This window comes from Pseudomonas sp. GD04091, assembly GCF_029836165.1.
GTDB lineage: Bacteria > Pseudomonadota > Gammaproteobacteria > Pseudomonadales > Pseudomonadaceae > Aquipseudomonas.
Genome location: NZ_JAOEBG010000010.1, coordinates 131,401 through 152,765 on the forward strand (window position 1 = coordinate 131,401; position 21,365 = coordinate 152,765).

Consider the following 21,365-nt stretch of genomic DNA (forward strand, 5'->3'; position numbering starts at 1 on the left):
CGGCGGCTTCGAGATGTTCAAACACTCCGACAAGCTGGCCATTCATCGCGCGGTCACCTCTTTACCGGCCAGCCTGTCGCCCTGGGTATCGATGACCGCCTCCACCGACATGCCCACCCGCAGGCGCTCCAGCAACGGCTGGCCGTCATCGAAGACGATCTTCACCGGAATGCGCTGCACCACCTTGGTGAAGTTGCCGGTGGCATTGTCAGGCTTGACCGCAGCGAAGGTCACGCCAGTGGCCGGGGCAATGCTTTCGACGCGGCCGTGGAGTTTCTCGCCGGAGAAGGTGTCGACGCTGATGCTAACCGGCTGGCCCGGCTGCACATGGGTCAGCTGGGTCTCCTGGAAATTGCCGACGATGTAGGCGCGCGCCAGTGGCACCACCGACAACAGCCGTGCGCCCGGATTGACGTAGGCGCCGACGCGCAAGGCGCGTTCGCCGACCATGCCGTCCACCGGGGCGGTGATACGGGTATAGGACAGGTCCAGTCGAGCTTTCTCCAAGCCCGCCTCGGCGCGCTTGAGTTGACCATCGGCGCTGGCCACCTGGGCGTCGAGTATGTCCACCTGCTTGCGTGTGGCCACCCATGCCGCCTGAGTGTTGGCCAGCTGCGCACGGGCCTGGTCGACCCGGCTGCGCGCCTGCTGGGCGTTCTGCACGGTGCCGGCGCCCTGCTCGGCCAGGCGGCTGTAGCGAGTCACCTCGTGGTCGGCGAAGGCGGCCTCGGCCTGGGCGGCCTTTACCGCGGCCTCGGCCTGGGCGATCAACGACGCCTGGCGTTCGAGGGTGGCGCGGGCATCCAGGCTCTGTGCCTTGGCCACCAGCAACTGGGCTTCGGCGGCGTCCAGGGCAGCCTGGTAATCGCGGGCATCGATGGTCGCCAGCAACTGTCCGGCCTTCACCTGCTGGTTGTCGTCCACCAGTACCTCTTTGATGAAGCCCGCCACCTTCGGCGCGACCACGGTGTAGTCGGCGGTCACGTAGGCGTCGTTGGTGGTCTGGCGATGATCGCTGCCGAGCATCCAGGGGCCGACGATGGCCGCCAGCACGGCCACGGCGAGCACCGAGCCGATGAGGATTGTCTTGCGCTTGTTGGTCATTTCAAGGTCTCGAATTCAGTCACCGGCTCAAGCCACCGCACGCGGCGGGAAGATCCGGGTAGGCACGAAGGGGATCAGGCAGATCAGGATGGCGGCGATGCCGGCCATCACCAGGTACAGGTCGGCCGAGGTCAGCACCAGGGCCTGTTCATGGATGCGCCTGGCCAGGCCGGCGGCGTTGTCGTCGATCAGCGGCGCGTTGCCCAGGCTGTCGACCAGGTGGTTGGAATGGAAATGCCGACGCACGGTGCCCAGGACATCGAGCAGGCCGCCGGCAATCACTGCCGCCAGGCCCTTGACCGTGTTGAACCAGGCCGAGGCGAACGGGCCTTCCTGCGGGGTCATGCCGTTGGTCGACAGCATCAGCAGCGGCAGCACCGACATGGGCTGGCCGAACACCTGCAGCAGGTAGAACGGGTAGAAGTCGCCGCGGATCCATTGCGAAGTCAGCAGGCTGCTGCCCACGCACGAGGCGGCCAGCATCGCCAGACCGGTGGCCAGCACCCAGCGGCAATCCACCGCGCGGATGTTGCACAGCGCCGCCGTCAACGGCAGGGCGATCAGTTGCGGCATGGCCACCAGCAGCATCAACGGGCTGGTCTGCGCCGGGCGATAGCCCTGGATCTGCGCCAGGTACGCCGACGGGATGCTGCCCACCCCCGAGAGCACGACCAACACTCCGGCCAGGGTCAGCAGGGCAAAGCTCAGGTTGCGCCGCGTGAGCATGCGCAGCTGGAAGAACGGCAGCGGCTCCGACCATTCGTTGTACAGGAACAGCACCAGCAACAGCAGGCCACCCCCGAGCAGCCAGCAGATCAGCGGTGAGTCGAACCAACCCCAGCGGTCACCCAGGGACAGGCCCAGGACTATGCTGCTGATCGCCGGCAGGCCCAGCACCACGCCACGCCAGTCGAACTGTTTGAAACGCTCCAGGCGCAACGGGTCCTGGGGCAAGCCCCAGCCGACACAGGCGATCGCCAGCAGCGACGGCAGGATGATCTGCCAGAACGCCCACTGCCAGCCAACGTACTCGGTCCACAGACCTGCCAGCGGCGTCCCCAGGTTCGGTCCGAAGGTGGCGGTCAGCGCGTAGCAGGCCAGGCCGTAGATCTTGATCCCCGGTGGCAGGAACCGCAGCGCCACGCTCATCAGCATCGGCGGCAAGGCGCCCGAGGCGAAGCCCTGCAGCACGCGCAGCAGCATCAGGCTATGCAGATTGGGGGCGAAGGGCTGGATCAGGCCCAGCACGGCGAACAGACCGACAGCGGTCATGGTGAAGCGGCGCAGCGAAAAGGTGGTAGCCAGCCACGGCGCGAAGGCCATGGCCGAGACCGAGGCGGCGCTGTACACCGCCAGCAGCCAGGCACCTTCGTCGGCGCCGATGCCCATGGCGCCACGGATGTCGCTCAGGGAAATCTTGGTCACTGCCTCGTTGAGGCCGGCGCACAGCACCGCCAGCAACACGCCGAACAGCCCGACCACCACCCGCAGGCCGAACGCCGTCTGCGCCGGGGCGGCCGGCGCCGGAGCGACGGCCAGCGCGGCGGAAGGCGCGGTCAGGGAACTCATGGATAGACATCTCCAGCAACAAATTAAGGGCTGGGGGAAGTCTAAGAAGGTCGAATGCTGACGAAAACTGACTTGTTGGCAGGTTTATGTTGCGTCAGACGCAATCAACGAACATTGCGCATACCCTGTGGAAGCGGCCTTGTGTCGCGAAAGGGCTGCAAAGCAGCCCCGGCGATCCTGGTGTTAACGCCGAAATCCGGGGGCCGCTATGCGGCCCTTTCGCGACACAAGGCCGCTCCTACAGGGAACGCGCAGGGCTTGATGATGGTGTGGGTTCACCCGCGCAGCAGGCGCGCATGGTCCGGCGCAACCAGCGATGCGCCGGGTCGTTGTCGAATCGCGGATGCCAGGCCTGCATCACCCGCACCTTCTCCAGCGGCACCGGGATATCGAACGAACGCAACGGCAGGCCGAACTTGGTCACGCTGCCGAGGATGTTCGCCGGCATCGGCAGAATCAGGTCGGACTCCGGCAGCGAGAACATCGCCGAATGGAAACTCGGCGTGATCAGCGCCACCCGCCGCTGCACGCCATGAGCGCCCAGTTCCACATCGATCGGCCCGTTGGCCCGCCCGCGCCGCGACACGCTGATCTGCGGGTACACGGCGAAGCGCTCCGGGGTGATCACATCGTCGAAGATCGGGTGATCGGCCCGCGCCAGCCCGACGAACCAGGTGTCGAACAGGCTCTGCACCTTGATCTCCGGCCCCATGTCGATGCTCGAGCTGACCACCAGGTCGATCTGCCCATGACGCAGCACCAGGTCATCGTCGCCCTGGTGCTCGGGAACGAAGCGCAGCACCGTGTTCGGCGCCTGCTCGAGCATCATGTGCAGCAGGCGGGCGCCGTAGAGGGCGATGAACAGATCGTTGGTGCGGATGTTGAAAGCACGGTCGAGGTTGGCCAGGTCGACATCGTCGCCGCTGCGAAACACCAGCCCGGCCTGCTCCACCAGCGTCCGCACCTGGTCGCGCAGGGCCAGCGCCCGGGGCGTCGGCACCAGGCCTCGGCCGGCGCGCACCAGGATCGGGTCGCCCATGGCCTCGCGGATGCGCCCGAGCGTGCGGCTCATCGCCGCCGGACTCAGGTTCATGCGCTGGGCAGCGCCGACCACGCTGCCTTCGTCGAGCAAGGCATCGAGGGCGACGAGCAGGTTCATGTCCGGGAGTTGCATGGCCGTTTTCCGTGACAGCTGTGGGAAACGCGATGGTATCAGGTTGGTGGATTGCGTCAGACGCAATGGCGCCGTGCGTGGGGGGCCATTTATTCAATTGGGCAATGCATCAAGAATGGCGTAGCCCTCTTCGCGGCCAGTACAGCCAGCACACCCCGCCAGCCTTGCCCAAGGAACCCCCATGCCCCACCCGGTCCTGATTGCCATCGACGCCTCCCCCGCCAGCCACGCCCTGCTCGACCTCGCCCGTCGCTACTGTCGCCCGGGCGAACACACCCTGCACGTGCTGCTGGCCATCGACTCGACCTTCGCCGTTCACGACCACCGTACGGCCTACACCGAACAAGAGCTGGAGGAATACCCCGCCGCCTGCGACGAGCAGCAACTGGCCGAACACGCCGTCTCCGGTGCCGTGCGCAGCCTGCGCGAGGCCGGGTTCGACAGCCACGGCTGCCTGGTCGCCGACCAGCCGGTGGACGCCATCGTCACCAAGGCCCGGGAACTGGAGTGCGCGCTGATCATCATGGGCCACCGCCACCTGTCGCGGCTTGGAAGGCTGCTCGATCCTTCGATCAGTGCCAAGGTGATCGACCGGGTCCAGGTACCGGTTCTGGTAGGAGTGCCGACTGACGCTGGCTGAAGTCCCACGGCAAGTTCACCGTCGCTATCGCGGGGCAAGCCCGCGATGAGCTGCTCGGATCACTCCGCGCTCGGCTTGACCACCACCGTGCACGTGGTCCCCGCCGCCAGCATGAACCCGTCCGGCACTTCATCGATATGAATCCGCACCGGCACCCGCTGCGCCAGGCGCACCCAGTTGAAGGTCGGGTTCACGTCGGCGATCAGTTCGCGGCTCTGCGGATTGTCACGGTCGTAGATACCCCGGGCGATGCTCTCCACATGCCCCTTGAGGCGCTCGCCGCTCATCATCTGCAGCTCGGCCGCATCGCCCACCTTCACGTGCGGCAGCTTGGTCTCCTCGAAGAAGCCGTAGACCCAGAACGAGTGTTCATCGACCACCGCCATCACCGCCTCGCCAGTGCGGGCGTAGTCGCCCTTGTGGATATTCAGGTTGGTCACGTAGCCATCGACCGTGGCGACGATCCGCGTGCGCGCGAGGTCGAGCTCGGCGGCCGCCAGCTGGGCCTGGGCATGCTGGTAGTCGGCCAGCGCGGAGCTGGCGATGTTGCTGGCATCGTCCCGGTTCTCCTTGGAGATCACCAGGTTGTCCAGGTCGGCGCGGCGCCTGGCGTTGACCTTGCGCATCTCCCAGGTGGCCTTGCGCGAGGCGACCAGGGCCTTGGCCTGGTCCACCGCCAGCTGGTAGTGCTCGGGGTCGATGCGGATCAGCACGTCGCCCTTCTTCACCCGCTGGTTGTCCTTGACCGGCACCTCCACCACATAGCCCGGCACATCGGCGGCGACGTTGATGATGTCGGCGCGCACCCGGCCGTCGCGGGTCCACGGCGTGGTCATGTAGTGCAGCCACAACTGGCGGCCGATCACCACGGCAGCGGTCAGCACCAGCAGGGTGGCGATCAGGCTGAAGAACTTTTTCATCGACGGATTCTCACCAGTAGAGCGACAGCGCCAGGGCGCCGAACAGGCAGACGAACAGGCACAGGCGCAGCAGCGCCGGATGCCAGAAGAAGCGATAGCCATCATGGCTGGCGATGAACCGGTCCAGGCCCCAGGCCAGGCCCAGGGCGAACAGGAACATCAAGGTCATGGTGGGCATGTACACGCCATGGAAGGCGATCTCACGGGGCATGGTGCAATCCTTTCGCCGGTGCCAGCGGCGACTGTGGGTCGAGCAGGGAGGAACGGATGAAATGCAGGTAGCTCTGCGCCCGGCGCAGCACCGAGGTGTCGAAGTGCCGGGCGAAGGGTTCGTCGGTGGCCTGCACGCGGCTGATGGCGTGGTCCACCGCCACCAGCGCGCGTTCGTGGTTGCTGGCGCTGGGTTGCAGGAACAGCCGCGCCAGGGCCCGGCCCATCACGCGGATGGCCTGACGCCAGGGCTGGCTCTCGGCGTAGGCCGGGTGGATCGGGGCACGGGCCTGTTCCTTGCGCAGCTCGATGATGGCGTGGCCGATCTCCAGCACGGTGAACATCCAGCCCATCAGCTCGCTCTGCACCTGCGGCTTGCCGGCGGCCAGGCCATAGGCCTGGTGCAGCAGGTCGCGGGTGCGGCTCTCGAAGGCCGAGCCCAGCCCGCGCAGGCGCCCGCCGATGGCGAACAGCACCTGCTCGCGCAGTTCCTGCTCCAGGCGGCTCCACAGCCAGCGGCTGTTGGGCGGCAGGATGATCGCCCCGGCGGCGGCGCAGACGAACATGCCGATGACCATGCCGATGTAGTCGTTGATGAAGGTGTAGGGGTCATAGAGGGTCAGGTTGTTCGGTACTGAACCGATGGCGAAGAACACCAGCAGGCCCAGGCCGTAACCGGCATAGGCCGGGCGCGAGGCGAGGAACGCGCCGAGCACGAACACCGGCGCCAGCACCATGCACAGCAGTGGGAAACCGTCGATCCAGGGGAACACGAAGAAGGTCTCGAAGAACCCGACGAAAGCGCCGACCGCCGTGCCACAGGCCATCTGGAACGACATGCGCTTGGGGTTCGGCGACGCCGCCGACAGCCCCACGGTGACCGTGGCGATCAGGGTCATCATGCCGCCGCTGGGCCAGTCGCTGAGCAACCAGTAACTGCCCAGCAGCAACAGCACCGCCGAGGCGCGCACGCCGGCGGCCAGCGACACCAGCCAGCTGGTCTGGGCGACGTAGGGCTCGTCCCATTGCTCGCGCTCGTGCTTATGCGCGGCCAACGAGGCGTGGGTCTCGGCGTAGCTGTACATCTCGTCGACGAAGCGATAGAGCAGTTCGAAGGCAGTGTGGAAGTCGAGCAGGTCGGATTCGCTGGGATTGGTTTCCAGGTATTCGGCACGCAGGCCGCGCACCTGCGATTGCAGGCCCTCCTTGTAGGCAGCCAGTTCCAGCGTGAGACGCAGCGCGTCGGCGTCGGTGAGTGCCCGCCCGACATACGGCTGCAGCAGCTCGACCAAGGTGTTCAGGCCCGGCTCGATGGCCCCGACGATCTGCAGCGGCCCACGGGCACGCAGGCGTTCGAGCAGCCGGTGCAGGGCATTGAAGCGCGTGGTGATGGCCATGAACTCGCTGTTCATGCGCACCAGGCGGCCGGAGCGCCGGCGCATGTGCGGGTCTTCGAAGGCGGTGACGTTGCGCAGGCTCTCCAGGCCGACCGCCTCGGCGACGAAGCGCACGTTGCTGGTCTCGAAACGGTCGCGCTGACTGTCGCCGCGCAGGGCCTCGACCACTACCCCGGCGAACACGCCAAAGCGCTGGTACAAGGCGTTGCGCATGGCGGCACTGGCCGACTGCGGCAGGATCGCGGCGCTGACGAAGGTCGAGACCAGAATCCCCAGGGCGATCTCCAGCACCCGCCACACCGCCGCCATGAACGCCTGGTCCGGATGCTCCAGCACCGGCAGGCCGATCATCGCCGCCGTGTAGCCGGCCAGCACGAAACCGTAGGCGCGGAAGGTGCGGTAGCGCATGGCACCCGCCGAACACAGGCCGACCCACAGTGCCAGGCTGGGCAGGAACAGCTCGGTGTTCTGCGGGAAGATCGCGATCAACGCGACCATCATCGCCGAGCCCGCCAGAGTGCCAAGCACCCGGTAGAAGCTCTTGGCGAACACATGACCGCTCTGCGGCTGCATGACGATGAACACGGTGATCATCGCCGTGCGCGGTTGTGGCAGCTCCAGGCGCATGGCCAGCCACAGGGTGATGAACGCGGCGGCCAGGACCTTGAAGATGTAGACCCAGGTGACGCCGTCGGTGCGCGCCCAGGCGAAGAAGCCCCGGCGCCACTCCAGGCTCCGCAGCCAGCGCAGGGGCAAGCTCAGTGTGCTCATTCGGCGTGGTCCGGCTTGTCGAAGATGGCCAGGGTGGCCGGCGTTTTCGGCGCGGCCTGACGCTCTTGATCAGGCACGTCCCGGCCCGCCTCGAGACCACCGCCCAGGGCGGTGACCAGCTCGGCATGGGCGATCAGGCGTGCGGCCCGTACCTGCTGCTGCACCTGCTGCTGGCGGAACAGCAAGGTCTGCGCGTTGAGCACGTTGAGGTAGTCGGTGAGACCTCGCTGGAAGGCGACGGTGGCGATGTCGTAGGTCTTCTGCGCGGCGGCCACGGACTCGGCGGCGAAGTGCGCCTGCTCCTTCATCGATTCACGGCGGATCAGTTGGTCGGAGATGTTCTTCAGCGCGCCGATCACCGTCTGGTTGTAGCGCGCCACGGCCACGTCATAGCCGGCCGAGGCCACGCCCAGCTGCGAGCGCAGGCGACCACCGTCGAAGATCGGCAGGCTGATGGCAGGGCCGACGCTGTAGTTGAACTTGCGCCCGGTGAGGAATTCCAGCGGACCGCCGCCGGTGGCCATGAAGCCGAGGCCGCCGACCAGGTCGACGTTGGGGAAGAAGCCGGCGTGGGCGACTTCGATGCCACGGGCCTGGGCCGCCACCTGCCAACGGCTGGCGACCACGTCGGGGCGCTGGCCGACCAGCTCGGCAGGCAGGTTCGACGGCAGCTTGAGCGGCGCGCCGAGGGTCAGGCTCGGGCGCTGCAGCTTCGCGCCCTCCCCCGGCCCTTTGCCGGCCAGGGCCGCCAGCTGATTGCGGGTCAGGGCGATCTCTTCGTTGAGGCTGTCGATCTGCCGGTGGGTTTCCGGCAGCGGCGCCTCGGCCTGGCTGACTTCGAAATGGGTACCGATGCCGCCGTCCAGGCGGCGCTTGGCCAGGGCGAGGATCTGCTCCTGCTGGGCCAGTTCGGCCTGGACGATGTCGCGCCGGGCGTAATGCAGGCTGAGCTGGATGTAGGCGCGCACCACGTTGTTCTCCAGCTCAAGCTGGGCCTGGCGCGCCTCGGCGACGCTCATGTGCGCCTGATCCACCGCCTGCTCGGAGGCATTGCGCTCGCGCCCCCACAGGTCCAGCGCGTAGCTCAGACCGATGGCGGCGTTGTTGTCCCAGGTATTGGCGCCGGACAGCGCGCCCGGGCCGTAGAACTGATCCTCGGGCCAGTTGTGGCGCTTGAGCGTGGCGTTGCCGTTGGCCTGCAGCTTCTCGGCCGATTCGACCACGCCCGCCATGGCCTTGGCTTCACGCACCCGGGCGGCGGCCATGGCCATGCTCGGGCTACCGGCCAGGGCCAATGCGATCCAGTCGTTCAGTTGCGCATCGCCATAGGCGCGCCACCATTGCTGGGCAGGCCAGTTGGCATCGCGCGCGGCATCGCGGATGGCCTCGTCGGTGGCGAGTGAGTTGGCTTGGATTGTCTTGCTTTGCGGGGCAATGCCCCAGGTTCCGATACAGCCGCTCAAGGTGAGACAAAGGGCACAGGCACTGAGCGCGCTAAGCGCTCTGATGTTGCGACGCGGCACAGCTGCGATTTCCCGAGGAAGAGGTGGAGGGGCCGGGCAATTCTAGGGGCGGGTTTCATTGGCGATAAGCGTATATTCCTGCGAATCTTTGTTACCAAAACAGCGATAATCCGGCTTTAGTCGGACGTGCATTTGCGTTACTTCATGTCACAATTTTGTCCTCTAACCCGAGAGTGACCCATGGACACCCTGCAAAACATGCGTGCTTTCAGTTGCGTGGCCCAGCTCGGCAGCTTCACCGCTGCCGCGGCGCAACTGGACACGACCACCGCGAACGTGTCGCGGGCGGTCTCCAACCTGGAAGCCCATCTGCAAACCCGCCTGCTCAACCGCACCACCCGGCGCATCGCGCTGACCGAGGCAGGCAAGCGCTACCTGATGCGCTGCGAACAGATTCTCACCTACGTCGAGGAAGCCGAGGCCGAGGCCAGCGACGCCCATGCGCGCCCGGCCGGGCAGCTGAAGGTGCACTCGATGACCGGTGTCGGCCAGCACTTCGTGGTCGATGCCATCGCCCGCTACCGCGAATCGCACCCGGACGTGACTTTCGACCTGACCATGGCCAACCGCGTGCCCGACCTGCTGGACGAGGGCTACGACGTGTCCATCGTGCTGGCCAGCGAGCTGCCGGACTCGGGTTTCGTCTCGCAGCGCCTGGGCATCACCTACAGCATCGTCTGTGCCTCGCCCGAGTACGTGGCGCGCCACGGCAGCGCGCACAAGCCGGCCGACCTGCTCCAGCATGCCTGCCTGCGCATGGTCAGCCCGGTGATTCCGCTGGAGAAATGGCTGTTCGACGGGCCGGAGGGCCAGGAGATGGTCAACATCACCACTTCGCCGTTCCAGGTGAACTCGGCGGACGCGATGAAGACCGCGATCCGCAGCGGCATGGGCGTGGGCGTGCTGCCGATCTACACCGCCATCGACGGCCTGCGCGACGGCAGCCTGGTGCGGATCGTGCCGGAGTACCGCCTGCAGGAGCTGAACCTGTACGCGATCTACCCGTCGCGCCAGTACCTGGATGCCAAGATCAAGACCTGGGTCGAATACCTGCGCAACTCGCTGCCGGAGATTCTTGCCGCGCATGAGGCCGACCTGAAGACCCATGAGTTGCTGATCGCCAACTGAAAAAGCTGCTGCATTGGGGGCGAGGACAATGGTAGGTTGCTAACCATTGATTCCAGTGTCTGGCAGACAGGGCCATGGGAGGGCTTGGCCCTCCATCGCGGCTCAAGGCCGCTCCTACAGGGTCACGCGGCACCTGCAGGAGCGGCCTTGCGCCGCGAAAGGGCCGCACAGCGGCCCCCGCTCTTCTGCCCGACTCCATCCCCCGCCTTGCAGAGAAGCAGCCCGATGAAAAAGACCGTCCTGGCCTTCAGCCGCATCACCCCGGCCATGGCCGAACGCCTGCAGCAAGACTTCAACGTGATCCTGCCGAACCCGAAACTCGGCGACATCGCTGCCCAGTTCAACGAAGCCCTGCCCGAGGCCCACGGCCTGATCGGGGTCGGCCGCAAGCTCGGCCGGGCGCAACTCGAAGGCGCGGGCAAGCTGGAGGTGGTATCCAGCGTCTCGGTCGGCTACGACAACTACGACCTGGATTACCTCAACGAGCGCGGCATCGCCCTGACCAACACCCCCGACGTGCTCACCGAAAGCACCGCCGACCTGGGCTTCGCCCTGATCATGGGCTGCGCCCGCCGCACCGCCGAGCTCGACGCCTGGACCAAGGCCGGGCACTGGCAGGCGACCGTGGGGCCGGCGCACTTCGGCAGCGATGTGCATGGCAAGAAACTGGGAATCGTCGGCATGGGCAATATCGGCGCCGCCATCGCCCGCCGTGGCCGCTTCGGTTTCAACATGCAGGTGCTGTACACCGGCAACAGTCGCAAGACCGCGCTGGAGCAGGAGCTGGGCGCGCAGTTCCGCAGCCTGGACGAACTGCTGGGTGAAGCCGATTTCGTCTGCCTGGTGGTGCCGCTGTCCGAAGCCACCCGCAAGCTGATCGGTGCCCGCGAGCTGAAGCTGATGAAGCCCAGCGCGTTCCTGATCAACATCGCCCGTGGCCCGGTGGTGGACGAGGCGGCGCTGGTCGAGGCGCTGCACAGCGGCACCATCCGTGGCGCAGGGCTGGATGTGTACGAGAAGGAACCGCTGAGCGAATCGCCATTGTTCAGGCTGCCCAACGCCCTGACCCTGCCGCACATCGGCTCGGCCACCGCCGAGACCCGCGAGGCCATGGCCAACCGGGCGATGGACAACCTGCGCGCGGCGCTGCTGGGCGAACGGCCGCAGGACCTGGTGAACCCACAGGTGTGGAAAGGCTGAGGGCTTTATCGCCGGCCAAGTCGCATCGACGCACCGCCGCTCCCACGGGTGTTCCACGGCATTCGTGGGCGCGGGCGCATCATCGAGGCTTACGCCGCCTTCCCAGCACCTTGCGCACCACGTAGCGCGGCCGGTGCTTGGTCTCCTGGTAGATCCGCCCGATGTACTCCCCCAGGATACCGATCCCGATCAGCTGTACCCCGCCCAGGAACAGGATCGCCGCCATCAGCGACGGATACCCCGGCAGGTCGTTGCCGAACACCACCTTGTCGATCACCAGGAACGCCGCGTACATCAAGGCGACCAGCGACACGCCACCACCGAGGTAGGTCCACAGTCGCAACGGCACGGTGCTGAACGAGGTGATGCCGTCCAACGCCAGGTTCCACAACCGCCAGAAACCGAACTTGCTGTCGCCCGCCGCGCGCTCCTGACGGTCGTACTCGATGATCTCGGTGCGAAAGCCCACCCACGACAGCACGCCCTTCATGAACAATTGCTGCTCCGGCATCTGCCGGATGGCGGCGACCACCTTGCGGTCGAGCAGGCGAAAATCGCCGACGTTCTCCTCGATGGGCATCGAGGCGATGGCGTTGTGCAAGCGATAGTAAAGGCGCGCCGTCCAGCGTTTGAAGCGCGTGTCGGCGACGCGGCTGCGGCGCTTGGCGAGGACCACGTCGGCCCCCGCCTGCCAGCGCTCGATCATCTGCGCCACCACTTCGATCGGGTCCTGCAGGTCGACATCGATCGGCACCACCGCATCGCCCTCGGCATGCTCGAGGCCCGCGAACAGCGCCGACTCCTTGCCGAAATTGCGCGAGAACGTGATCGCCGTGACCCATTCGTCGCGTGCCACCAGCTCCGCGCAGATGGCCTCGGTGTCATCGGTGCTGCCGTCGTTGACGAAGACGATTTCCACGGTCTTGTCGCGCAGCGACGGCTCGTCGCGCACGGTCTGGTAGAACCGCCGCAGGGTCTGCTGCTCGTTGTATACCGGTACCACCAGAGTAATGTTCATGGGTTTCTCCGTCTGAACACCACGGTGTGCGAATAGGCGTAACCCAGCACCAGGCTGACCAGCGAAAAGGTTACCAGAGTCAGCCAGGGCGAGAGATGGGCATGGTCGGACAAGGCGCCGATGGCCACGCTCAGGCAGCCCATCCCCGCCAGGAACAACAGGTAGCGCCGACGGCTGGGGCGCACGGCAAAGGTGAAGTGGGCATTCATGTAGTAGGACAGGCTTGCCGCCACGGCAAAGCCCAGCAGGTTGCTGCCGGCCTGGCGCAACCCCAGCCCCAGATGAAGCCCCAGGAACACCAGCCAGTGCGCCAGGGTGTTGCCGATGCCGACCAGGCCGTAGCGGATGAAACGCGAGAGGCTCATTGGCCGCTGCCCGGCGGCGGACGGACCAGCACATAGGCGGTGTCGCCGAGCAGATGGATGTCGTAGAACCGGCTGCTGACCTGTGGCGTGGGGCTGCTCGCCAGTACTTGCTGGCGATCCAGCGGCGCGCCCCCGTAGAACGTGTGCAGGTCGTCGATGCCCACCCGTGGCAGCATCTCGGGCAGTACCAGGTAGTTGTAGGCGTGGATCCTGGCGATCGCCGGCATTGCCTGCAGCGTGCCCTCAGCCGCCGGGATCCAGGGCTGCCGCAACCAGAAACCCAGCACGTAGCAATGCTTCGCCGCGACGAGCGATGGCGAGGACGACAGGTCGTGGGCCAAGGCCTGGGCGATCGACTGGTGCAAGGTTTTCTGCAGCACCAGCACGCGGCCATAGGCATAGGAATACGACAGCATGAACAGCAGCGGGATCGTCAGCAGCAGCACACGGGCCCGCGGCAGGCCGGCCAGCGTATCGTGCGCCAGGTACGACAGCAGCGCCAGGGCGACACCCAGCCCGAGCAGCACGCGCACCGTCTGCTCGAACTCCGCCAGCAGCAGGATCAGGCCGGGCACGCACAGTACGATCAGCGGGACCGGCAACAGCAAGGCCAACATCAGGCCCAGCCGCTCGCCCCGAGGCAACGGTCGCCGCCACACAGCGACCAACTGCCGCCCCAGAGCCAGCGACGCCAGCAGCGCCAACCCGAGGAAGATCCACCCGGTCACCGGGGTGATCAGCAAGCCGACCACATCGGCGGTGGCCGCCAGCCGGTGGTAAATCTCCCCCAGCCATTCGCCGTCGAGCGCCAGCAGTCCGCCACGGGTCGAGCTGACCATCCAGGCACTGCTGGCGTAGTACAACAGGCAACCGAACAGCAACTGGCCGAGGCGAGCGACAGCGCGCCTGCCGATCGACGACAGCCTGGCGCCCTCGATGACCCGGCGCATCGCCTCGAGGCCGCACAAGGCGGCGAACAGGTTCACCGCAGGCTGGTAGAGCGCGGCCGCCGCGGCGACCAGCAGCGCCCCGTAGAGCCAGCCGCGTACCGGCCGCGCACCGAGGACGATGGCCCACAGGCAGGCGGCGAGCGCCAGGGCCATGGTGGCGCCGTCGTACTGGTACGAAAGGTTCTGCAGAAAGAAGGGCTGGTACCACAGCGGCAGCACCACCAGCACCGCGCTGAGCGTCGGCGTGGCGAACCAGTGCCGCACCAGGCGCGCCAGCGCATCGCCCGTGAGCAGCACGGCCAGCAGCAGCGGCAGCGGATAGAGATTCACCGCCCCAGGGTCGAAACTGAGCGCGGCGAACAGGGCGACCACCAGCGGTCGCCCTGCATGCCCCCAGTCATTGCTGGCCAGTTGCTGGCGAGCGAAGTCGTCCAGGAACGGCATGTCGGCCATCAGCAATGGCAGAATGTGCAACGCCAGGGCCGCCGTGCACAGCAACCAGAGCTGCACGGGCGTCAATGGCCTGTTCCAGGATGAAGCGCAGGACATTCCCTTTCCCCAGGCGAAAACGTCCGGGCAAGTCTAGCCAGCCTCCCTCATCGCGCCAGCGCGGTAGACGCCGGCCTGGCCACGGGCTTGCGAAACACCAGCACATTGCCCGCCATCACCGCCACCAGCCCCAGCAACGCCGGCGCCGTCCACTGATAGCCCTCGGCAAACGCCGACACGTTCAACGCCACCAGCGGGAACAGCACCGTGCAGTAGGCCGCCCGTTCCGGCCCCATGCGCCCGACCAGGGTCAGGTAGGCGGTAAAGGCGATCACCGAGCCTGGGATCACCAGGTACAGCAGCGAACCGACGTAGCGCGCGTTCCACTCCATGCTGAAAGGAACGCCGCTGACCAGGCAGTACACCGCCAGCATCGAGGCGCCATACAGCATGCCCCAGGCATTGGTGGTCATCGGCTTGAGGCCGGCCTTCTGCTGCAGGCTGGACAGCAGGTTGCCGGCCGAGAAGCACAGCGTGCCGAGCAAGGCCAGGCCCAAACCGTAGAGGGTTTCGCGGCTGGCCGCATGATGGGAAAGCTCCGGCCAGAACAGCAGCCCCAGCCCCAGCAGCCCCACCGCCCCGCCACCCATCACGTTGGCGGCGATCTTCTGGCCGAAGAAGATCCGCGCGTTGATCGCGTTCCACAGCGTGGCGGTGGAGAACACCACGGCGATCAGGCCACTGGCGACCCACTGGCTGGCGGTGAGAAAGCACATGAAATTGACACAGAACAGGCACAAGCCCTGAGCCAGGCACACCAGGTGACCACGCCGGCTCATCGGCTGCAGGCGGCGGGTGAGCAGCGCAAAGGCGAACAGGATCGCCCCGGCCAAAGCGAAGCGATAGACGATCGATACTGGGATGGCGACCTCGCCCAGTTGCAGTTTCAAGGCGATCCAGGTGGTGCCCCAGATCAGGACGGTGAGCAGGTAGAGCGACAGGTTCATGCGCAGACCTCCATTGGCGGGATCGGCCCACTCGCGGCCAAGCCCGCTTCCACGGGGATCGTGTGGGAGCGGGCCGCACGATCGGGGAGTCAGTGTCCACCCCACCCGCCGCGCCCTGCTTGCACAAACTTGCGCTTTTCCTCTGCCGGTAGCTGCCATCGCACCGCCGTCGCAGTACGATGGCCAGCAGAGGAACCGCCCATGCCCGCACTAGACCACCTGCACGTTTTCAACGCCATGCACGCCTCGCCCCACGCCCGGCTGGAGCTGAGCGCGCACCTGGGCGACGGGCTGGCGGCGGCCTTGTGGACCAACCGCGACGACGCCCGCGACTACCACGCCCCCTGCCACCACACCCTGTCCTGCTACATCGCCGACGGCACCGGCACCTTCCGCCGCCAGCGCCCGGCCGACAAGGGCGCGCCGGACAAGCTGTGCATCATGCCCGCCGGCCACGAGTCGAACTGGGTGGTCAACGGCCCGATCCGCCTGGCTCACCTGTATATCAGCGAGGCGCAGTTCGCCCTCGGCTGCACCCGCCTGCTGGACCGCGAGCCGCGGGAGATGCAACTGCGTGAAGCCACCTTTGTCGACGAACCGCAGCAGGCCCTGCGCTTCCGCCAACTGATCGCCCTGGACTGGACCGAGCCCGGCGAGCGCCTGCTGGCCAGCAGCCTGGCCCATGACATCATCGATCACGCGGTGCTCAACCAGGCAGGACTGCGTCAGGGCCTCAAGCTCAAGGGCGGGTTGGCGCCGCACCAGCGCCGGCTGCTGGTGGACTACATCGAGGCCCACCTCGACCAGCCACTGACTCTGGGCGAGCTGGCGCTGCGCTGCCACCTCTCCGAATACCACTTTGCGCGGATGTTCCGGGCGAGCTTTGGCTTGCCGCCACACCAGTACCTGCTCGCCCGGCGGCTGCAGCGGGCGTGTCGGTTGCTGCGCCTGGGGGCAATGCCACTGGGCGAGATCGCCCTGTCATGCGGATTCGCCAGCGCCAGCCATTTCAGCAACCGGTTCCGCCAGGCCCTGGGCGCGACGCCGGGGGAGTACCGCGCCGCGCTGGGCGCCTGACTGCCAAGGGCCGACAGGCCCTCGGGAGCTGACAATTCTGCCAGTAGCAAGACTGATTTTCTGCGGTTTACGCTGCCTGGACATAAACAGCCGGGTGCCCGCAGCCCCAGGACAGCCTCCATGACAAACCGTACACAGGATTTCAAGGCCTTCGAGACGAAAGCCCCCCGCACGAACACTTTTCAGCCACTCAACACCTACACGCTCGAACTGGAGCACGATCCTGGCCGGCCAAAACAGCTGTTTGCAGGCAATGACCCGTGGATCACCGCAATCCCCCAAGATTCGCAACCCGATCACATTCAGATTGGTGCAAACCTCAACAGCCAGGAGTGGATCACGCTGAACATTCCGATTCAGGTGATTCCTGAAAATGGCACAGTGGAATCGCTTCCCATCGTGAAGCTTGTCGATAAGCCCAAAGACGAAAAAGCCAGCACCAAGGGGATTTCGCTGCATGACGGTAGCCGACTGCGTTTCTCGACGGACTTCGAGGGTAAGCTGACGATCACGCGCAAGGGCCAGGACCTGACCCTCTCGTATTCCGCTACAGGTGGCGGCGGCTTCAAACTCACCAATGTAGAGTTCAGGTTCATCGATTACCAAGACCCAGAAAAATGACCATTCCATTTTTCTACACGCATTTCGCTTGAAGGCTATGCCTCCGCTAGCACTCACTACCTGGTCCCAGGGGCCGCGTTACGGCCCCTGCGCCTAGAACTCCAGGGTGCTCGACAGGCTCACCTGCCGCGCATCCCCCACCGCGACGAAGTAACGGTTCACCGCCGAGCTGTAGTACACCTTGTCGAACAGGTTCTTCACGTTCAGCTGCAGACGCACCTTGTGCTCGTCCAGCCTGGTCTCGTAGCTGGCGAAGGCATCGGCCACGGTGTACGCCGGCAGGTCGAAATCGTTGCTGGCGTTGCCGGCCCGTTCGCCCACGTAGCGGGCACCGGCGCCCAGGCGCAGGTTGTCGCCGCCGAACAGGCTGCCGTAGTCGTACACCGCCGACAGCGAACCGCTGTGTCGGGCGACGTTCTGCAGGCGGTTGCCCTTGAGCTGCGGGTCCTTGGTCACTTCGGCATCGGTGAAGGCGTAGGCGCCGATCAGGCTCCAGCGCTCGCTGAGCTGGCCGCTCAGATCCAGCTCGACACCCCGCGAACGGACCTCACCCGCGTTGCTGTAGAGGATGGTGCCAGGCTGGGTGTCGCCATCGGCCACCAGCACGTTGCGCTTGGTGATGTCGAACAGCGCCAGGGTGCCGGTCACCGCGCCCGGTACATCGAGCTTGGCGCCCAGCTCCCACGACTTGCCCTCCTCCGGCGCGATGGCGGAATCGAGGGTCAGCGTGCGGCCACCGCCGACGCTCAACGGGGCGATGGTGGAGTTGGGTTTGAACGACTCGCTGTAGCTGCCATAGAACGACAGCTGCTCATCGACCTTGTACACCACGCCGGCATGGGGCACCCAGGTCTGGTCGCTGGTGTCGGTGTTGGCCGTGAACGGTCGGCCACGGCCGGCGTACTGGTCGTACTGCTGGAAGCGGCCCCCGGCCACCAGGATCCAGTGGTCGTCCAGATGCCAGGCATCCTGCACAAACAGCGAGTCGGTGCGCAGCTTGTCGGTCTGGTCGCTGTCGCTGGCGCGCACGGTGGTGCCCTCCACTTCACGACCATAGACCGGGTCGAGGTAGCTGAAGGTCGAGCGACTGTTCTGGCGGATCAGGTCGGCGCGATAGATCTTGCGATCCTCGTGGTCGGCGCCCAGTACCAGGTCGTGGCGCATGCCTGCCAGTTCCACGCTGCCGTTGAGGCTGAGGGTGGCGAACTGGTCGCGGCTCATGGCGCCCTGGGTGCCGTCGATGCTGCGCGTCAACGTGCCCCTGCTTTCATCCGCCCCGGTCACGCGGACCTGACTGGCATCGTAGGTCTCGCGGTTGAAGCTGTAGCCGAAATGCAGCTTCCAGTCATCGGCCAGCTGGTGGTCGACCTCCAGGCGGTACAGGTCGGAGCGCCCCTCCATGTCGTTGAACGGCTCATCGAGGCGGCGGGTGGCGGAAATGTTCAGCGGGTGCCCGTCGCTGCCGAAGGCGGTGCCACGGTCGAACGGGTAGAGAAACTCGCGGTGCTCGTAGGCCAGCACCACCTGGGTGTCCTCGCCGTACCAGGCCAGCGACGGCGCCACCAGCGACTCGCGGTGCACGCCGTAGTTGCGCCAGTAGTCCTCGTCCTCGTGATCGACGATCAGCCGGTAGGCCAGGTTGCTGTCGCCCAGCGCGCCGGTGCTGTCCAGGCCCCCGCCACTGCCGTTCTTGCCGCTGCCGTAGGTCGAGCCGCGCAGGGTCAGGGCGTTGTACCGCTCGAGCTGCGGGCGCTTGCTGACCACGTTGATCACCCCGCCCGGGTCCTGGATGCCGTACAGCAGCGAGGCCGGCCCCTTGAGCACCTCGACCCGTTCGGTGCTGGCGTTGAGCGCGCGCCCCTGCACGATCGGCATGCCGTCGCGCATGATCGAGCCGTCGCGGTTGTCGCCAAAGCCGCGCTTCATCACGGTGTCGGCAGTGCCGCCGAAGTTGTTGCCCTGGGTGATGCCGCTGACGTTGTACAACGCGTCGTCGAGGTTGCGCGGCGCCTGGTCGCGGATCACCTGGGCCGGCACCACGTTGATGGCCTGGGGGATGTCCAGGGTCGGGCCCTGGCCGCGCATGATCGAGGCGCTGGCCGGGGGCTGGTAGCTGTAGCGGTCGGTCTGGGAATCGATATTGATGGCCTGCAGCCTGAGCGCGCCGGAGGTGTCCACGGGCTCCAGGGTCAGGGTGCGGGCATCGAGGCGGCGCCAGGCCAGGCCCGAGTTGCCGAGCAGTTGCTGCAGGGCCTGTTCGGCGCTGAACGCGCCATTGAGCGCCGGGGCCTGCAGGTCGGGCAGCGCCAGGGTGTAGACCACGCTCTGCCCGGTGGTCCGACTGAAGGCGTTGAGCGCCTGGGCCAGCGGCAGGCTCGGCTGGGCGAAGGCATAGGCCTGGCTCTGCTGCTCGGCCATGGCCTGGGGCGCGATGGCCAGTGCGGGCGATGCACAGAGGCCGAACCAGAGAGGAACGCAACGCGGGGAGAACTTCATGGACGCTGACCTGTGAGAGGGATGATCGTTTGCGAATGAATCGCACTTCCACTCACTACACGGATGCCGCGGTGGGATACCTCATCACCTGATCGAATTTTTTTGCCGCACCGACGCCATCGCGGGTTTAGCCGCGATCACCCGCGAAGCGGGTGCCCCACTCTCACAACGCCAGCACAGCTCAACGCAGGACCGTGAACCCCTGCAGCGTCTGCCGCGAAAAGCCCATCACCTTGCCCAGCGAATCCAGCGCCGCCAACGGCTCTTCCAGCGGGAAACTGCCACTGACCTTACGCTGCGCCAGATCACCGTCGAGCAGCAGGATCCGCCCGGGGTAATAGCGCCCGAGGTCCTCGACCACCTGCCCCAGCGGCACTTGGTAGTAGTTCAGCCAACCCTGGCGCCAGGCCAGGCGGCTTTCGCTGTCCGCGACCTCGACGGCGCCGGCCTCGCCCGCGGCATAGGCCAGTTGCTGGTTGGCCGTCAGCTCCCGGGGCATCTGGCCCGGCCCCGCCGTGACCGCCACCCGCCCGCTGCGCACCGTGACCAGGGCGCCTTGATTCTGATCGCGGACTTCGAACTGAGTACCCAGCACGCGCACCTCACCGCCATTGGCCTCGACCAGGAACGGCTGGCCGGTATGGGTCACTTCGAAGAACGCCGTGCCACGCAACAGCCGCACGCGCCGCTCGCCATGGTCGAAATCCACCGCCACGGCGCTGCCGGCGTCCAGCGTGAGCTGCGAACGGTCCGCCAGGGTCACCTGGCGCACCCGCTCGCCGCTGGTGTAGTCGGCGCGCAGGTCCTGCAGCCAGAACCGTGGCTGCCAGCCCGCCGCGCAACCCAGCGCCAGCACCAGGCAGGCCGCGACCGCCAGGCCACGCCAGGGGCGTCGGCGGGATGGTCGGTTCATCGCCTCGAGGTACTGCTGCAGGCTGTCCCGCTCCTCGAGCGCCAGCCGCGCCGCCGGCGCCTCGCTCAGCCGCCACAGCGCCTGGGCCTCGACATAGGCCTGGCGATGCGCCGGGCTCTTCAGCAGCCAGCGCTTGAACGCCGCGCCCTGCGCCTGCTCCGGCTGCTGCTGGATACGGCCCAGCCAATGCAGGGCCGCCCGGGACTGTTCGGCGGTGATCGGCGGTTCGAGACTCATCGTCGGGCGCTCCCTGGCCGGCGCAGTTGGGGGGCGGGTTCGGCGACGCTCGCCTTGCACGCTTCGAGGGCGCGCATCATATGCTTTTCCACCGCGCTCTGGGACAGCTGCATGGCCTTGGCGATCTCGCCATAGGTACAGCCGTGGATGCGGTTGAGCAGGAAGATCTGCCGGGTGCGCTCGGGCAAGGCGCGCAGCGCCGCCTCGATGCGCTGCAGGTCGTGATCGACTTCCAGGGCCTGCTCGGGCGCCTGGGCGCCCGGCGCGTCGTCATCGTTGAGCAGGCCCTCGGTGGCGCGATCCCGCGTGCCTTCACTGCGCAGGTAGTCGATGGCCAGGTTGCTGGCACTGCGCAACAGGTAGGTGTCGAGCGCTTCGACCTTGACCTGCGGGCGGCGCCAGAAGCGCAGGAACAGATCCTGGACCAGGTCCGAGGCCGTGGCGCGGCAGCCGATGCGCCGGCTGACCAGCGCTTCCATCCGTGCGCGCTGAGCGAGGAACACCTGGAGAAAACGCGCCCGGCCACTGCCGTTGTCGGCGTCCGGCTCGCTCACGG

General features: G+C 66.6%; 19 protein-coding genes. 5 read left to right on the forward strand and 14 right to left on the reverse strand.

What is annotated here, in order from left to right:
• Window positions 1-42 precede the first annotated feature (42 nt).
• From N7422_RS14645 to N7422_RS14655, 3 genes are all read right to left on the reverse strand, one after another.
• Entirely contained in the window at window positions 43-1,104 is a 1,062-nt protein-coding gene (locus tag N7422_RS14645) for an HlyD family secretion protein (protein ID WP_279807194.1), read from the reverse strand.
• Window positions 1,105-1,131: 27 nt separating this feature from the next.
• The gene (locus tag N7422_RS14650) at window positions 1,132-2,673 is read right to left on the reverse strand and encodes an MFS transporter (protein WP_279807195.1); all 1,542 of its coding nucleotides are present in this window, start codon (window positions 2,671-2,673) and stop codon (window positions 1,132-1,134) included.
• Window positions 2,674-2,911: 238 nt separating this feature from the next.
• Window positions 2,912-3,847 carry a LysR family transcriptional regulator gene (locus tag N7422_RS14655; protein ID WP_279807196.1) on the reverse strand — a complete coding sequence of 312 codons (936 nt, stop codon included), beginning with the start codon at window positions 3,845-3,847 and terminating at the stop codon, window positions 2,912-2,914.
• Window positions 3,848-4,028: 181 nt separating this feature from the next.
• On the opposite strand from N7422_RS14655, the gene N7422_RS14660 reads away from it, so the two are divergent.
• On the forward strand, window positions 4,029-4,487 hold the full coding sequence (locus tag N7422_RS14660; protein WP_279807197.1) for a universal stress protein: 459 nt from the start codon (window positions 4,029-4,031) through the stop codon (window positions 4,485-4,487).
• A gap of 59 nt (window positions 4,488-4,546) precedes the next feature.
• Here the strand turns inward: N7422_RS14660 and N7422_RS14665 are convergent, their stop codons facing one another.
• Genes N7422_RS14665 through N7422_RS14680 form a run of 4 tightly spaced genes read right to left on the reverse strand, consistent with a single transcriptional unit; the run spans window position 4,547 to window position 9,308 of the window.
• Window positions 4,547-5,407 (reverse strand): HlyD family secretion protein, encoded by an 861-nt coding sequence (locus tag N7422_RS14665; protein ID WP_279807198.1) that lies wholly within the window; start codon window positions 5,405-5,407, stop codon window positions 4,547-4,549.
• Window positions 5,408-5,417: 10 nt separating this feature from the next.
• Window positions 5,418-5,618: a DUF1656 domain-containing protein gene (locus tag N7422_RS14670; protein WP_279807199.1), complete on the reverse strand. Its 201-nt coding sequence runs from the start codon at window positions 5,616-5,618 to the stop codon at window positions 5,418-5,420.
• Complete coding sequence (locus tag N7422_RS14675) at window positions 5,608-7,785, reverse strand: FUSC family protein (RefSeq protein WP_279807200.1); 2,178 nt, start codon at window positions 7,783-7,785, stop codon at window positions 5,608-5,610. The genes N7422_RS14670 and N7422_RS14675 overlap by 11 nt, the downstream gene beginning before the upstream one ends.
• Window positions 7,782-9,308, reverse strand: coding sequence for an efflux transporter outer membrane subunit (locus tag N7422_RS14680; protein ID WP_279807201.1), 1,527 nt, complete (start codon window positions 9,306-9,308; stop codon window positions 7,782-7,784). Before N7422_RS14680 ends, N7422_RS14675 begins: the two co-directional genes overlap by 4 nt.
• Before the next feature lie 180 nt (window positions 9,309-9,488).
• Between N7422_RS14680 and N7422_RS14685 the strand changes: the two genes are divergently transcribed.
• Together N7422_RS14685 and N7422_RS14690 are read left to right on the forward strand one after the other, a co-directional pair.
• Window positions 9,489-10,436 carry a LysR family transcriptional regulator gene (locus N7422_RS14685; RefSeq protein ID WP_279807202.1) on the forward strand — a complete coding sequence of 316 codons (948 nt, stop codon included), beginning with the start codon at window positions 9,489-9,491 and terminating at the stop codon, window positions 10,434-10,436.
• A gap of 225 nt (window positions 10,437-10,661) precedes the next feature.
• Window positions 10,662-11,636: a D-glycerate dehydrogenase gene (locus N7422_RS14690; RefSeq protein ID WP_279807203.1), complete on the forward strand. Its 975-nt coding sequence runs from the start codon at window positions 10,662-10,664 to the stop codon at window positions 11,634-11,636.
• Between the two features lie 79 nt (window positions 11,637-11,715).
• On the opposite strand, the gene N7422_RS14695 is transcribed toward N7422_RS14690, so the two are convergent.
• From N7422_RS14695 to N7422_RS14710, 4 genes are all read right to left on the reverse strand, one after another.
• Entirely contained in the window at window positions 11,716-12,654 is a 939-nt protein-coding gene (locus N7422_RS14695; RefSeq protein WP_279807204.1) for a glycosyltransferase family 2 protein, read from the reverse strand.
• The gene (locus N7422_RS14700; protein WP_279807205.1) at window positions 12,651-13,019 is read right to left on the reverse strand and encodes a GtrA family protein; all 369 of its coding nucleotides are present in this window, start codon (window positions 13,017-13,019) and stop codon (window positions 12,651-12,653) included. The genes N7422_RS14695 and N7422_RS14700 overlap by 4 nt, the downstream gene beginning before the upstream one ends.
• Window positions 13,016-14,479 carry a glucosyltransferase domain-containing protein gene (locus N7422_RS14705; RefSeq protein ID WP_279807244.1) on the reverse strand — a complete coding sequence of 488 codons (1,464 nt, stop codon included), beginning with the start codon at window positions 14,477-14,479 and terminating at the stop codon, window positions 13,016-13,018. Before N7422_RS14705 ends, N7422_RS14700 begins: the two co-directional genes overlap by 4 nt.
• Window positions 14,480-14,565: 86 nt before the next feature.
• Window positions 14,566-15,465 carry a DMT family transporter gene (locus N7422_RS14710; RefSeq protein WP_279807206.1) on the reverse strand — a complete coding sequence of 300 codons (900 nt, stop codon included), beginning with the start codon at window positions 15,463-15,465 and terminating at the stop codon, window positions 14,566-14,568.
• A gap of 201 nt (window positions 15,466-15,666) precedes the next feature.
• Between N7422_RS14710 and N7422_RS14715 the strand changes: the two genes are divergently transcribed.
• On the forward strand, window positions 15,667-16,542 hold the full coding sequence (locus N7422_RS14715; protein WP_279807207.1) for an AraC family transcriptional regulator: 876 nt from the start codon (window positions 15,667-15,669) through the stop codon (window positions 16,540-16,542).
• 120 nt (window positions 16,543-16,662) lie between these two features.
• Window positions 16,663-17,163, forward strand: a complete 501-nt coding sequence (locus N7422_RS14720; protein WP_279807208.1) for a hypothetical protein — start codon at window positions 16,663-16,665, stop codon at window positions 17,161-17,163.
• A gap of 93 nt (window positions 17,164-17,256) precedes the next feature.
• Here the strand turns inward: N7422_RS14720 and N7422_RS14725 are convergent, their stop codons facing one another.
• The 3 genes from N7422_RS14725 to N7422_RS14735 all read right to left on the reverse strand — a co-directional run bounded on the left by N7422_RS14725 (window position 17,257) and on the right by N7422_RS14735 (window position 21,363).
• On the reverse strand, window positions 17,257-19,659 hold the full coding sequence (locus tag N7422_RS14725; RefSeq protein WP_279807209.1) for a TonB-dependent receptor: 2,403 nt from the start codon (window positions 19,657-19,659) through the stop codon (window positions 17,257-17,259).
• A 181-nt stretch (window positions 19,660-19,840) separates the two neighbouring features.
• Window positions 19,841-20,809, reverse strand: a complete 969-nt coding sequence (locus N7422_RS14730) for a FecR family protein (RefSeq protein WP_279807210.1) — start codon at window positions 20,807-20,809, stop codon at window positions 19,841-19,843.
• Window positions 20,806-21,363 carry an RNA polymerase sigma factor gene (locus N7422_RS14735; protein WP_279807211.1) on the reverse strand — a complete coding sequence of 186 codons (558 nt, stop codon included), beginning with the start codon at window positions 21,361-21,363 and terminating at the stop codon, window positions 20,806-20,808. The genes N7422_RS14730 and N7422_RS14735 overlap by 4 nt, the downstream gene beginning before the upstream one ends.
• Between the last annotated feature and the right edge of the window lie 2 nt (window positions 21,364-21,365).

Bases quoted from the DNA above. Each gene is read 5' to 3' on its own strand.
- N7422_RS14720 (WP_279807208.1), top strand. From the start codon at position 16,663: ATGACAAACCGTACACAGGATTTCAAGGCCTTCGAGACGAAAGCCCCC.
- N7422_RS14700 (WP_279807205.1), bottom strand. From the start codon at position 13,019: ATGAGCCTCTCGCGTTTCATCCGCTACGGCCTGGTCGGCATCGGCAAC.
- N7422_RS14695 (WP_279807204.1), bottom strand. From the start codon at position 12,654: ATGAACATTACTCTGGTGGTACCGGTATACAACGAGCAGCAGACCCTG.
- N7422_RS14725 (WP_279807209.1), bottom strand. From the start codon at position 19,659: ATGAAGTTCTCCCCGCGTTGCGTTCCTCTCTGGTTCGGCCTCTGTGCA.
- N7422_RS14650 (WP_279807195.1), bottom strand. From the start codon at position 2,673: ATGAGTTCCCTGACCGCGCCTTCCGCCGCGCTGGCCGTCGCTCCGGCG.
- N7422_RS14715 (WP_279807207.1), top strand. From the start codon at position 15,667: ATGCCCGCACTAGACCACCTGCACGTTTTCAACGCCATGCACGCCTCG.
- N7422_RS14690 (WP_279807203.1), top strand. From the start codon at position 10,662: ATGAAAAAGACCGTCCTGGCCTTCAGCCGCATCACCCCGGCCATGGCC.
- N7422_RS14710 (WP_279807206.1), bottom strand. From the start codon at position 15,465: ATGAACCTGTCGCTCTACCTGCTCACCGTCCTGATCTGGGGCACCACC.
- N7422_RS14645 (WP_279807194.1), bottom strand. From the start codon at position 1,104: ATGACCAACAAGCGCAAGACAATCCTCATCGGCTCGGTGCTCGCCGTG.
- N7422_RS14660 (WP_279807197.1), top strand. From the start codon at position 4,029: ATGCCCCACCCGGTCCTGATTGCCATCGACGCCTCCCCCGCCAGCCAC.
- N7422_RS14675 (WP_279807200.1), bottom strand. From the start codon at position 7,785: ATGAGCACACTGAGCTTGCCCCTGCGCTGGCTGCGGAGCCTGGAGTGG.
- N7422_RS14655 (WP_279807196.1), bottom strand. From the start codon at position 3,847: ATGCAACTCCCGGACATGAACCTGCTCGTCGCCCTCGATGCCTTGCTC.
- N7422_RS14670 (WP_279807199.1), bottom strand. From the start codon at position 5,618: ATGCCCCGTGAGATCGCCTTCCATGGCGTGTACATGCCCACCATGACC.
- N7422_RS14730 (WP_279807210.1), bottom strand. From the start codon at position 20,809: ATGAGTCTCGAACCGCCGATCACCGCCGAACAGTCCCGGGCGGCCCTG.
- N7422_RS14685 (WP_279807202.1), top strand. From the start codon at position 9,489: ATGGACACCCTGCAAAACATGCGTGCTTTCAGTTGCGTGGCCCAGCTC.
- N7422_RS14665 (WP_279807198.1), bottom strand. From the start codon at position 5,407: ATGAAAAAGTTCTTCAGCCTGATCGCCACCCTGCTGGTGCTGACCGCT.